The organism is Pedobacter miscanthi (assembly GCF_003315595.1).
GTDB classification, from domain to species: Bacteria; Bacteroidota; Bacteroidia; order Sphingobacteriales; family Sphingobacteriaceae; genus Pedobacter; species Pedobacter miscanthi.
On the sequence record NZ_QNQU01000031.1, the window covers coordinates 1 to 13,147 of the forward strand.

The 13,147-nt window shown below is 40.9% G+C and carries 6 protein-coding genes; 2 read left to right on the forward strand and 4 right to left on the reverse strand.

From position 1 onward, the window contains the following. The coding region (locus DRW42_RS28895; protein WP_158544399.1) for a hypothetical protein at positions 1-520 on the forward strand (520 nt) is incomplete at its 5' end. 1,003 nt (positions 521-1,523) lie between these two features. On the opposite strand, the gene DRW42_RS25135 is transcribed toward DRW42_RS28895, so the two are convergent. The 3 genes from DRW42_RS25135 to DRW42_RS25145 all read right to left on the reverse strand — a co-directional run bounded on the left by DRW42_RS25135 (position 1,524) and on the right by DRW42_RS25145 (position 9,327). Next, the gene (locus DRW42_RS25135; protein WP_244215367.1) at positions 1,524-4,826 is read right to left on the reverse strand and encodes a DUF5107 domain-containing protein; all 3,303 of its coding nucleotides are present in this window, start codon (positions 4,824-4,826) and stop codon (positions 1,524-1,526) included. A gap of 71 nt (positions 4,827-4,897) precedes the next feature. After that, positions 4,898-6,292 carry a sugar porter family MFS transporter gene (locus DRW42_RS25140; RefSeq protein ID WP_341866241.1) on the reverse strand — a complete coding sequence of 465 codons (1,395 nt, stop codon included), beginning with the start codon at positions 6,290-6,292 and terminating at the stop codon, positions 4,898-4,900. 710 nt (positions 6,293-7,002) lie between these two features. Continuing rightward, the gene (locus DRW42_RS25145) at positions 7,003-9,327 is read right to left on the reverse strand and encodes a GH92 family glycosyl hydrolase (RefSeq protein ID WP_113951637.1); all 2,325 of its coding nucleotides are present in this window, start codon (positions 9,325-9,327) and stop codon (positions 7,003-7,005) included. Between the two features lie 784 nt (positions 9,328-10,111). Here DRW42_RS25145 and DRW42_RS25150 point away from each other — a divergent pair. Further along, entirely contained in the window at positions 10,112-10,612 is a 501-nt protein-coding gene (locus DRW42_RS25150) for a hypothetical protein (protein ID WP_113951638.1), read from the forward strand. A 344-nt stretch (positions 10,613-10,956) separates the two neighbouring features. Here the strand turns inward: DRW42_RS25150 and DRW42_RS25160 are convergent, their stop codons facing one another. Further along, a complete protein-coding gene (locus DRW42_RS25160; RefSeq protein WP_113951640.1) occupies positions 10,957-13,134 on the reverse strand; it encodes an alpha-galactosidase in 2,178 nt (725 codons plus the stop codon). Positions 13,135-13,147 lie beyond the last annotated feature (13 nt).

Genomic DNA, 13,147 nt, shown 5'->3' on the forward strand with positions numbered 1-13,147 from the left:
TTTGGATTTAAAATTATCTCTGCCGTCCCATCAATCGTCCCTTTGGAACGGGAAAAATGTTTTTTTTTTTAAAATCGTAATCGTGTGTTTTTATCAATGGTTTGGCCGGAAGGTTTTTGGATTTAAAATTATCTCTGCCGCCCCCTCAATCGACCCGTTGGGACGGGGAAAACTGTTTTTTTTTAAAATCGTAATCGTGTGTTTTTATCAATGGTTTGGCCGGAAGGTTTTTGGATTTAAAATTATCTCTGCCGCCCCATCAATCGACACGTTGGGACGGGGAAAAATGTTTTTTTTTAAAATCGTGATCGTGTGTTTTTATCAATGGGTTCGCTGGGAGCTTTTTGGATTTAATATTATCTCTGCCGTCCCATCAATCGTCCCGCTGAGACGGGAAAAATGTGCTTTAAATCGTAATCATGTATTTTTATCAAGGTTTCGCTTGGAGGTTTTTGGATTTAAAATTATCTCTGCCGCCCCATCAATCGTCCCGTTGGAACGAGAAAAATGTTTTTTTTAAAATCGTAATCGTGTGTTTTTATCAATGGTTTCGCTGGGAGGTTTTGGATTTAATATTATCTCTGCCGCTCCATCAATCGTCCCGCTGGGATGGGAAAAATGTTTTTTTAAATCGTAATCATGTGTTTTTATCAATGGGTTCGCTGGGAGATTTTTGGATTTAATATTATCTCTGCCGTCCCATCAATCGTCCCGCTGAGACGGGAAAAATGTGCTTTAAATCGTAATCATGTATTTTTATCAAGGTTTCGCTTGGAGGTTTTTGGATTTAAAATTATCTCTGCCGCCCCATCAATCGTCCCGTTGGAACGAGAAAAATGTTTTTTTTAAAATCGTAATCGTGTGTTTTTATCAATGGTTTCGCTGGGAGGTTTTGGATTTAATATTATCTCTGCCGCTCCATCAATCGTCCCGCTGGGATGGGAAAAATGTTTTTTTAAATCGTAATCATGTGTTTTTATCAATGGGTTCGCTGGGAGATTTTTGGATTTAAAATTATCTCTGCCATCCCATCAATCGTCCCGCTGGGATGGGGAAAAATGTTTTTTTTAAAATCGTAATCGTGTGTTTTTATCAATGGGTTCGCTGGGAGGTTTTGGATTTAATATTATCTCTGCCGCTCCATCAATCGTCCCGCTGGGATGGGAAAAATGTTTTTTTAAATCGTAATCATGTGTTTTTATCAATGGGTTCGCTGGGAGATTTTTGGATTTAAAATTATCTCTGCCATCCCATCAATCGTCCCGCTGGGATGGGGAAAAATGTTTTTTTAAATCGTAATCATGTGTTTTTATCAATGGTTTCGCTGGGAGGTTTTTGGATTTAAAATTATCTCTGACGTCCCATCGGGACGATTGATGGGTAGAAAAAAACAGAATGTTTTTTTTCGTTCCGTAGGAACGTTTTGTATTTTTTTCTACAGGTACCAATTTCGAGATTGCCGATTTTTTAAAAAAAAGAAGTCAAGTTTTAAAAACTTGACTTCTTTAAAGATACCTCCGAAGTTATCTAACATTAGAGGGTTCCAACAATTTTTGATGAACCACCACCCCAAGGTGGCCATTTTCGATAGTTAATACCACATCAAATGATTCAGCAGCCTTATCCATTTGTTTCAAGCCTAAGTAACCCAATCCCTGCATGTATAAACAGTGGATTTTATTGCGTTTATCCAGGTTGTCTTCCCAAATGGTTAAATCCGGTAATGAAACTGCAAAATAATCGATAGTTACATGATCGTTGATATGTTCTTTGGCATAATTGACAAGTTTTTCGAAGCGTAAATCGGCTTCAGGTTTCCTGTTCAGTTTAAGTAAGGCCAAACCCTGGTAAAAAATCTTATCAGGTTGCTGATCGTTATAGAAAATCGCCGCAGCAGGTTCGCTTAAACCGTTCGCCGCATTCTCCCAGTATTCTTTTGCCCGGTTGCTGTCGTTGAGCTTTTCGAATGCTACACCCAACCAATAAAAAATATCGTTTTCCTGTGCACCTGCCAATTTACCTTCAGCAAGATTATGCGGATATTTCTGCGCATCGTTCAGGTATTGGATAGCTGTTTCATAATTTCCATCAGTAATGGCCTCTTTAGCAAGCTCAACCAAAGCGGTTACATATTGAATGGCTACTTTACCTTCGCCTCCCTCCCATGGATGGAAAATTCTGTTTTTCAATAACTCAAGTGCCCTTTGGTGTTCTCCATCAAGATTTATCAGGGTAACGTATTCGAGATATACGTCATCACGCTGGGTTACCAGGTTTTTATTTTTCTCCAGGAAATTAAACCTGAAATCAAGATCTTTATTTACCCTTTTATACAACTGATCGAGCTCCATTAAGATGCGGACATCATTTTTATCCAGCTCGAACGCTTTTTCAAGCAAGGCAACAGCCTGTTCCTGTTTGTCGGTTTTATTATAATAGGCCAAAGCCAGGTTTCGCTGAACAGTCGGGAAGTTCGGGTCGATTGCAATCGATTTTTCCCAGCAGGCTATCGCATCATCATAATGTTTAAAGGCATACCAGAAATTACCCAGGTAATAAGGTGCTTTTGCATCATTGGGGTTTAAAGTTATAGCATGATTTAAAGCCAGAACCGCTTCGATCTGATTAGGGAAACAATATTCGGGATTTGCAGCAGCAGCTTGGAAAGATGTACTTTTTGCCAGTTTTTCATTTCCATTTTTACTGTAAAACAGGGCCAGGTAATAGTATGCCAATGGATAAACATCCTTTTGCACTTCGATACCCGAATTTAAGAGCAAAATAGCCTCGTCGTAAAGTCCGGCAGCCGCATAATCAAGTGCATATTCGATATAACTGTGGATATTCTTCCTGATTAAAGCATGTATTTCGTTTAAATCACCGGGTTTTTCAGATAAAAGATATTTTTCGAAACGGATTCCAAAATTAAAATGATCGTTTTCCAGACAGGCATCTATCGCAGCCAAAGCTTTTTTGGTTTTGCCCAACTTGCGTAAAATCACCACCTGTAAATGCAGGGCTTTTTCATCGTGGCTATTTTTAGAGATCGATTTTTCGATATGTGTTAATGCACTTTCCAGATCACCTTTAATCACATCAAGCTGTGCGATATTGAAATAACCCTGGTTCTGCCAGGCAGCATTCCAGATCGATTTATAAAAAGCATCATAAGCTTCGTCAAGTTTATCCTGAAATTTCAACGATAAACCCAGGTTAAAATAAGGTTCGCCATCATAAGGATTCGGGTTGCGGGCAGTAAGCGTTTTTATGGCTTTTTTAAAATAGGCTTCCGATTCGGAAAACTTTCCCCTTCTTAACTTTAAAAGTCCTACGGCATTGTTACACCTGATATCGCCGTCATCTCTTTTTAAAGCTTCATTGTAATAATCAAAAGGGTTGTAAATGGCATGACGGTATTGCTCCAGATGTAATCCTGTTAAGAAAAGCTGTTCGTTATTTTCGATATCGGCCGGAACTTTTGCGGGTTTTGCTGCCTCAGGAATATCGGTTTCATTTTCACCCTCCCATGTCCAATCCACTAAAATATTGCCTTTTCCATCAGTAACGCTGATCTGCAATTCTTCAGGATTTCCTTCAAAAGCAATCTCTTTCTCATAAGATAGCGTTGGCGCTGCATCGTATAAATCGTTCAGCAATTCGCGGTCGCCATCTTTCAATACAATTTTGGTGTTTGGATAAAGTCCGGTGGTATACACCTTAACCATCAGTTTTCCATCTGCCTGTTCGATATTAACCATGGCATTTTTGGTTGCATTTTTTACCACGCCTAAATCGCGGTATGGCATATAATACTGTACAAAATCTTTGTATTCGCCCGGCATGATCCACGAAAAATCAGGTTGATTATCCGTATAAACACCGCACATCAGTTCGATATATGGCCCATCCTCATCAGTAAGGTTGCGATCCCAGGCCTGCCCGAAATCGCCGTTACCCCATGTCCATTGTTTTTTGCCTGGTGAAATATGGTGATTGGCTACATGAAGCAACCCGCCTTTGCTATCATTCTCATATCCACCCACAAAGTTATATTTAGACGAAACTGCCATATACGAAGTTGGCACAGGGATATTTTTATAACGTGAAATATCGGTACCCGGCGAATAATCTACTTTATAATAAGTTCCCTTTGCAATCGGAAAAGAAGAAACATCACGTTTACCATGGTCGAAAACTGCATTTACGTCGGGTGGAAAAACAGACTGATAATCGTCGTTAACTTTCACCGCAGGATTGGCCCACCACAAAAAGGTTTGCGGAAAAGGTGTTCTGTTATACAATTGACCTTTAATTTCGAGGTAATTTTTATCGGGGTACAGGGTAAAACCAATGGTTCCTTTGGTATGGAACATCCTTTCTACCTCGCTGCACCAAACGGTTGCGCTACCATCTTCGTTTTCTTCAAACAGTGAATCAACAGGATCGAAGGTTGAAGGACGGTGGTGTTGTGGCCAGTTAAATTCGATACCACCAGAAATCCACGGACCGGTTAAACCAACCAGAGCGGGCTTTATTACTTGGTTATAGTAGATAAAATGACGATTTTTGGTCTTATCAAAAGCCATTTGTACCCTTCCGCCCAGTTCGGGCAGAATCATGATTTTTACAAAATCGTTCTCCAGGTAAACGGCCTGGTAGGATTTATCTATTTTCTCATCGGCAATTTTCTCGATCACAGGGTAAGGATAAACGGCTCCACTACTGCCCTGGTACACTCTTTTTTCAATAAATACCGGATTTTTTTCCGGCAGGCCAACCTCATAGGTTGGAATAATAACAGCTTCTGTCCAAACTTTAACTTTCATATTTCGAATGAGCATTTTATATTTTTGATAGGTATTTAATAAGGATATTTAATCGCGATTTGCTTGTAGGCTTAATGTCCGATTAAACTCGTTTCCAACTCTTCTAAGGTCTGCCCTTTGGTTTCTTTCACTTTGCGTTTTACGAAGAAGAAACCTGCCAAACAAATTACAGCATACAGGTAAAATGGTCCGAATGCACCGAGCCATTTGGCCAAAATCGGGAAGGTAAATACCAGCACGAAATAGGCACTCCACAGGGCTACAATAGCCACCGATGAAGCTTTCCCCCTGATACTGTTCGGGAAAATTTCTGAGATGAGCACCCAGGTTACCGGAGCCAGCGAAGTGGCATAAGTGGCAATGGCAAGCAATACAAAAACCGAAACCAGGTTGGCCTGTGCGTTACTTTGTAAAAGGAAAGCGAGGATGATGTACAATATCGACAGACCTAATGAACCGATAAGCATTAACGGCCTGCGGCCAAGCTTATCTACCTGCCACATGGCAATAATGGTAAATACCAGGTTCACAATGCCAATGGCAACGGTTTCGAAAAGCTGCCTGTCTAAATTTGCACCAACCGCTTCGAAAATGGTTGAGGTATAGTTAAATACCACATTGATGCCGCACAATTGCTGGAAAACGGCTAAAGTAATGCCTACTACCACTGCCGGACGGATGGCTTTTGCAAAAACAGCTTTATAAGTCTGTTTTTCTTCGCCACCACCCATTGAAGTGCTGATTTTAGCAAAAGTTTGCTCTACAAAATACGAATTACCGATTTTGTTCAATACTTTTTTGGCCTGATCAATCCTGCCGGCTTTGATCAGCCAACGTGGACTTTCGGGTAACCACAAAACGCCCAAAAGAAACAATGCTGCCGGAACGGTACCTAAACCGAACATCCAGCGCCAGGCATTAACGCCATAATCGGCCAGTTTATAATTGATTAAATTGGTAACCAAAATCCCGATGACCACAGTAAGCTGATTGATCGCCACATTACGGCCGCGTTTTTCGGGAGGTGAAACTTCGGCAATATACATGGGGCTTAGCATGGAGGCCATGCCAACACCAATGCCCGCAGCAAAACGCATGAGGATAAAAATGGTAAGGTTATGAGAGAGCGCCATTCCGATAGAGGATGCGGCAAAAATTAATGCGGCAAGCATTAAACCTGGTTTACGGCCTTTGCTATCGGCAATATTGCCGGCTATTAAACAGCCAATAATACAACCCAGGGCTAAAGACCCGGTAAGGAAACCTTCCCAATAAGCATTCAGGGCAAATTCGGTTCTTAAAAAAGGCAATGCACCCGAAATTACGGCAAAATCGAAACCGAATAGGTATCCGCCAAGGGCCGATATAAAGGAGATGCCCAGGATGTAGGTGTTATTGTAAGCTACTTTTTGATTGTCCATTATTATGAGTATTTGGTTAGCAGATTTAATGTTGAAATCTGATATTCAAAACTAAATATCCAATCCCAAGCATCCAACACCTTTAACAGGTAATTTAATGGATTATCGGCGCAATCACATGGACAATACTATCATCATCAACAATAGCATACTTTTAGTTTTTTCCAAACTCATAAATTACGGTCTGTTAGAAACAATAATGAAAAATTGAGGCTTAGAATAGCACAGAATTACTTTAAAAGCATCGCACATCATTATAAATCGTAAAAAATTGTTATACCCCATATATCACAGTTAATAAAAAACAGACCTGCATGGAAATATTTGATGGATGATTTATACTCAACACAACCATAAAAGATCCTTCGAATACGCTCAGCATGACGGCTTAATAAAAACAGTCGTCATCTCGACTGGAACGCGACCTGTACCGATTTTACATCGGTAGTGGAATGGAGAGATCTACCTCGAGATAGATTTAGATTCGCTGAGCACTGCGTGGCTTTCGATTGCCGTCATTGGCAGAATCAATAGAAAAAGCTCGTCATTGCGAGGCACGAAGCAATCTTAAAGCACTCGCATGTAGCGATCGTTGTAAGATTGCTTCCTCGGCTGAAAAAGCCTCATCGCAATGACGACAACTTTAGAAAAATCCTTTTTGGCTCCCGCTGATTTCGCAGATCACCGCAGAAATTCCATCACCCATTTTACATTCTCCATCATCCATTTTACATCATCCATTTTACATTTTCCCATCATTCAAGTCCCCAGTTTTTATTGGGTTGATTGCCCATCGTTAAAACCAAAGTTCCTCCACTAATAATCTGATCATGATTTAAGTAACATTTGTTATAAACTTTTCCGTTTAATGTTGCTTTCTGGATGTAAATATTCTCAGCAGAATTGTTCTTAGCGATGATATTAAAGGTTTTTCCTTTGGCATAAGTTGGATCCAGTTTTAATTCAACGCTATTAAATAACGGACTGGTGATTTCGTAACGGTTATCGCCAGGACAAACAGGATGCAAACCTGCAGTAGCCAGCACGTACCAGGCCGACATCTGCCCTACATCTTCATTTCCTACTAAACCTTCTACGCTATTGTGGTAAGCATTGCGACAAATATCCCTGCTTCTTTTCTGCGTGAGCCACGGAGCCCCCAACCTGTTGTATAAAAACGGAACATGGTGCACAGGCTCGTTAGGATGGTTATAATAATCGTTCCATTTCATATTTTCGGGTGCATTATCGAAAAAGGCATTTAAATCGGCAATAACATGCTCTTTTCCACCCATTAAATTCACCATTCCCTCAATATCATGAGGAACAAACCAGCCCTGCTGGTAAGGATTACTTTCCATACAACCATAATCCTGCTGCATCCTGCCCTTTGCAGGCCATGGCAACCAGTTTCCGTTCTCATCTTTTGGCCTGAACCATTTCTTTTCGGGATCGAATATGTTTTTATAGGATAAACTTCTCTTCGCATATTTTTCCTCATCGGCTGCTTTGCCCAAATCTTTCGCCAGCATGGCCACGCACCATTCTGTATAGGCATATTCAAGCGTACGGGCAATACCTACAGATTCGCCTGAGAAACCCCGATCGCCATTTCCGAATTTCTCTACACTGTTAACCGATAACTGATAGGCTTTCGGTACATCAAAATTCCGGATGTTTTTCCGGTAGGCATCGGTAATCACCGAAACAGCAGGATTGCCAATCATACAGCCACTATAGGCATTGAGTAGTTCCCAGCGCTCCAGATAATCTTTCTGTTTTTCATCCGCCAAGGTAACCAGCGAATTGATCATATCATTCACCACAACCGGGTTGATGATGGTTTGCAGCGGCATCTGACTCCTAAAAACATCCCAGCCACTAAAAATAGTCCGTTTAGTGAACTGTTTAGATTGATGGATTTTCCCGTCGCCGCCTAGATAGTTCCCATCCAAATCTTCGAAAGTACGCGGATCGATCAGCGTATGATACAAAGCGGTATAAAAAACAGTTTTTTCATCTTCGGTACCACCTGTAACCTTGATTTTCGATAAAGCATCGTTCCATTTCAACCGGGCCTGTTCATGTATTTGATCAAAGTTCCAATCAGGGATTTCTATGCCGAGATTTGCTTTTGCTCCTGTAATGCTGTTATATGAGATCCCAGTTTTGATTAGCACCTGCTCTCCTTTTTTGGTCGCAAACTCAGTATAAAAGCCTAAACGTTTGCCCTCTTTCTCTTTTGTTCCCTTTAAAATGGCCGAATGGGCAACTACCGACTGATATTCTTCGCTAAATACATTTTCGGCCTTGCGTTTCCAGGTATCGGGTATCGCGGCCGACCATACGCCATAATTTTTTAAGGGTTTGCTAAATTCCGCATAAAAGTAAACGGTATAATCTGCCAGTCCATCGCCGTTGCCCCAGCCACCACCATCTGGTGTACATTTCATCCAGCCTTCAATAGCATGATCGTTTACCACTTTTACATATTGTAAGGTCGAGGTTCCGCCAACACGGCGCGCAAGATCGATCTGGATCCTTGATTGTTTATTTTCGGGAAAAGTAAAACGCATCACTCCACTGTGGGTTGCGGCTGTTAGTTCTGCTTTTACAGCATAATCGGTTAGTTGCACGCTATAATATCCGGCAGAAGCTTTTTCTGATTTTTTATCATAAACAGAGCGGTAACCCTTAGTTCCATTTTCTTTTCCGGCAGCAGTTTTTAAGGCTCCGGTAGTGGGCATCACCAAAAAATTACCCATATCGCCATACCAACCGATTCCGCTCATCTGGGTAAGGGCAAAACCTTCGATAGTACGGTGCTCATCACTGTAACCTGAGCCATTATCGCCACCGGTAATGGTATTCGGACTTACCTGTACCATACCAAAAGGCGTGGCAGCACCAGGAAATGTTTTACCCAAACCGTGGTAGGTTCCGGCGAGACCGATGCTTGTGGTGGCGCCAATAAATGGGTTCACATAATCGGCTGGTTGTTTGGTTTTAGGTTTTGGGGTGAAGGAAGAAAACAATATAGTAATGCCAAGGGCTATGCTGTACGCAAAGGTCGATTTCATATCAGGTTAGGTTGTAAAGGGATCAAGTAAAACGATTTAAATATAAGAATAATAAGTTTTAAAGGCTATTAGAGGTTGATAATTTAATCGTTTTTGGTTCCCGCTGATTTTGCAGATTACCGCAGAATTTCCATCATCCATTTTACATTGTTTTACCACAGAGACACTTTGATTTCGCTAGGGATGACAACTAATAAAACGGCCGTCGTTATGAGGTACAGCCTGTCCCGTTTTACCCTATCGTATGGACACACATTTTTAAAGGCGTTATGCTATCTTGCTTTGATAACAAACAGGTTTTACCGAAGAACGCCCGTCAATCCCAAGTGCAGGAAATCAAAAAAACAGTTGTAGAATAGCACAACCGGCACTTTCAAACCTAAAACGCAGTGGTTTTGTTCAGCTCTTGCATACACTTTAGTTTATTGAAAACTTGCTGAACAAAACAAAGTGCCGCTGTTTTTTTGATGTGAAAGGGCTTGTGTGGAGCACATTGCTGGATTGACAAAGCGCTTTGGGTACTTTGGCGCTCCAAAGTACCATGCCTCCGCGGCATAGGAGCGGAAAAAAGAATCTTTGGATTTGTGCCCACACGATAGGTTTTACTGGAAAGCAATCTAATGCGAATGCTAGTGGCGATTGTTATAAGATTGCCTCGTCGGCAGAAAAAGCCTTCTAGCAATGACGAATTTTGCAGCTTGAGGCAAAACAATGTATCTTTAATTTGGCCTGCGAGTTTTTAAGAAGAAAACCCATTATCAATACCATATAAATTACGTTTCGAATGAAAATATTTAATGTACAGCCCATTAAAGTGAATGAATACATCTATAATGATGAATATCTGGCAGAAAATCAACATCCTGGACGTTACGAGTCTGGCTTTGATATTACTGGAGAGAAGATTGAGGGGCTAAACACACTATTCATTACATTTAATATCCAATATTATGTTGAGCATGCCGTTGATGATGAAGACATTATTACACCTAATGGACCAAATAGCTGGAACATGCATGTTTCATTTTCAATAGGTGAAGAAGAATTTATCTCCTATGAAAGTTCATGCTGGTTTAACTTTGAAAGTGAAGGTTTTAATGCTGATGTAGCTTCGTTAACTGATTTTTTAGTGGGATACCATACACAGGCTAATTTATTTTTCAGTCAAAATGCACATAAATCTTTGATAGAAATAGAGAAAGATACCGATGGCGAGCTTAATTTAAGAGCAAGCGCTATTGCAGGAATTGAAAACTTGCGTGCTAATAACATGTATGAGTTTTAAATCTATTTGCTTCTTTTTAACCGCAAAGGGAAAACACAAAGGAGAAAACTCCCTTAAGATTACCGTCATTTCGAGCGCAGCCGAGAAATCTATCTATATAGATCTCTCCACTCCGTTATACTCCGGAGATCACGTCCCTAATAATGACGATACCGCAGGAAGATTCTCCGTGTTTTCTGTGCATCCGTGGCAATTTAAACTGCAAAAAGTAATACTATTTCGGTTGGTGAGACACGAACCGATAAACCAGTTAACAAGAAAACCGTAAGAGTAACCAGCTCTTACGGCACATGTATGATATTAACCCACCATACTAAGGGCTGAGAATATTTTTAATAACAGTCTTACTGTGCTTCTATTTTGAGTACTACACTGGTTCTGCTTTGGTTTACATCAGGGTTAAAGCCAATTTTCATCAGGAAATCTCCTGTATAGATTTTGCTGTTATCAATCGATGATTTAGCCCCCGGATATACATTGATCTCGGAGATTTTATACTTTTTAGCAGCATCTAAACCATTAAACCTGATCGGCAATTTACTTCCCTCCGCGTAGCGGTTACTTACCAGATAGTTGAACACGATACCCGTTTTTTTATCTTCGGTAAGGTATAACATCGAGGCCACACTGTTTTCCCTCGGGTTAGAAAGCCTATACTGATCGCCCTGCCAGATTACCGGTTTAACCTGGTTATAGGTTTTAATGGCATCCTGACAAAAAGCTAAGTCGTTTGGCGATAAATGACCTACCACAATATCGAAGCCCATTTTGCCCATCATGGCCACATCGGTACGGAACTTGATCGGTTGTTTACCCCAATCTGTAACATGGTTGGAACTCGAAATGGCCGGATAGAAATAAGAATATTCCCATTGCATAAAAATACGTTCTAAAGGATCGGTATTATCGCTTGGCCAAAACTCGGTGAAGTATTGTAAAGCACCATAATCTACCCTGCCGCCACCGCCAGAGCATAACATCATCGGTACGGTTGGGTATTTCTTTCTGATGCGCTCGAGTACTTTATACAATCCACGAACATATTCGATATAAAAGTGAGATTGATTTTTAAGGGTTGCCGAATGTGCATTGTAGATTACCGCATTGCAATCCCATTTAATGTAGGCCAGTTCGGGGTTTTTGGTAAAAAGATCATCAACCACACCGAAAACAAAATCCTGCACTTTCGGGTTGGTTAAATCGAGCACCAGCTGATTACGGAAATAAAACTCTTCCCTTTTAGCTTCTTTAACTACCCAATCAGGATGTTTTTCGTAAAGTTCACTTTTAGGGTTTACCATTTCGGGCTCAATCCAGATTCCGAATTTTACATCATTGTTTTTGGCTTCTTTAACCAGTGAAGAGATTCCGTTAGGCAGTTTCTTTTTATTTTCGTCCCAATCGCCCAAACCGGCAACATCGCCATTGCGGGGATATTTGTTGGCAAACCAGCCATCATCCAGTAAAAACATATCAACCCCAAGTTTTTTGGTATCTTTTATCAATCCGAACAGTTTATTCTCGTCGAAATCGAAATAAGTAGCTTCCCAATTGTTCAGCAAGGTCAATCTTGTGCCTTTACCATCCAATAAACGGTAATTACGTGCCCAGGCTTGCAAATTCCTGCTTGCTGTACCTTTACCCGTGGTTGATAACGTAGTAAGGAAGGCCGGTGTAGTAAAAACCTCGTTCGGTTTCAAACTATATTCCGATGCATAGTTGTTGATGCCTGAAATGATCCTCAGGTTATCCAGATGATCGAGTTCAAGGTCGGTGCGGAAGTTACCGCTATAGGCCAGCGTACCATAAAGTACGGTTCCTTCATTTTCTGTAGCCGGTTTATCCATCGAAACCATAAAAACAGAAGGCTGGAAGAGGTTGGCACGTGTGCCCAGTTTCGAATCGAGCGTTTTTATCCCGTGGGTAATTTTCGTTTCTTCGGGCTGCATTTCTTTTGCCCAATCGCCATGGTACTGGGTAAGGTAAAAGGAACCTCCCCTTAAATACAGGTTGGCAGAAGCAAATTTGTGCAGGGTTACATTGCCCTTCTCATTATTTTTGATCTCGCTCCATTGCTCTACCACGTTTTCGTTGTAATAAACTTTGTAATAAAGGGTGGTTTCGAGGTTATATACCGGATCTTTTAATACGATGCTGGTAATAGAAACATTATCTGATTCTTTTTTCACACTGTGAGTTACATAGTGCAGATCGAGGGAATTATTGCCATCGGCATGGGTAACGGTAATGGCCGGTTCGAATAAATTCCTGGTACCCGAAGTGGTATAAGCATCATCGTTTAACCCTGTATAATCGCTACCCTGCTTATAAGAACTTAAAATATTGGCGTAATCGCCTTGCGCAGCCAGTTTAGGCCCGTAATACACCATTTTAACACTGGTTTTGGTATCTGCCTGTAGCACAATGGCATTTTGTTTGGTTTCTATAGGGATAACCGTTTGCGATTTTACCTCCAGCAAGCATAACATTAGGCCCGAAAATAAAGTGAATGATAGTTTCATATAATATAGGTTC

Bases quoted from the DNA above. Each gene is read 5' to 3' on its own strand.
- DRW42_RS25135 (WP_244215367.1), bottom strand. From the start codon at position 4,826: ATGAAAGTTAAAGTTTGGACAGAAGCTGTTATTATTCCAACCTATGAG.
- DRW42_RS25145 (WP_113951637.1), bottom strand. From the start codon at position 9,327: ATGAAATCGACCTTTGCGTACAGCATAGCCCTTGGCATTACTATATTG.
- DRW42_RS25150 (WP_113951638.1), top strand. From the start codon at position 10,112: ATGAAAATATTTAATGTACAGCCCATTAAAGTGAATGAATACATCTAT.
- DRW42_RS25160 (WP_113951640.1), bottom strand. From the start codon at position 13,134: ATGAAACTATCATTCACTTTATTTTCGGGCCTAATGTTATGCTTGCTG.